Origin of the sequence: Leucobacter japonicus, from assembly GCF_001273855.1 — a bacterium.
GTDB lineage: Bacteria > Actinomycetota > Actinomycetes > Actinomycetales > Microbacteriaceae > Leucobacter > Leucobacter japonicus.
Window position 1 is genome coordinate 1 of the sequence record NZ_JHBX01000087.1, and the last position, 424, is coordinate 424.

Consider the following 424-nt stretch of genomic DNA (forward strand, 5'->3'; position numbering starts at 1 on the left):
AGCGAATGCGGATGCGTCGGCGGCTGCGGATGCGGCGGCTGAGGCTGCAGCTGAGGCGACGTCGTCGGCGGATGCGTCGGCAGCGGCTTCGGCTGATGCGACCGCGGATGCGGATGCGGGCGTGAATGCGAATGCGTCGGCGTCGGCGTCGGCTTCGGCTGAGGCCGCGGCAGACGATGATGCGACGGCTTCGGCTCAGGCGGCGGCGCAGGCTGCGGCGAACGACGACAACACGAGTGACGCTTCGGCGGCTGCGGATGTGTCGGCGAACGCGGCGGCTGAGGTTGCGGCGACGGCGGATGCTTCTTCTGAGGCTTCGGCTGAGACGAACGCGGCGGCTTCGGCGGCGGCGACGGCGAGTGCGGATTCGACGGCTGATTCGGCGTCGAACGCGGATGCGTCTGCGGCGGCTTCGGCCGCAGCG

1 protein-coding gene is annotated in these 424 nt (G+C 71.2%); it reads left to right on the top strand.

Annotated elements, in window-relative coordinates; translation table 11 throughout:
• Positions 1-424 (top strand): hypothetical protein (locus AMS67_RS17615; protein WP_193787063.1); only part of this gene is annotated, 424 nt, incomplete at both ends.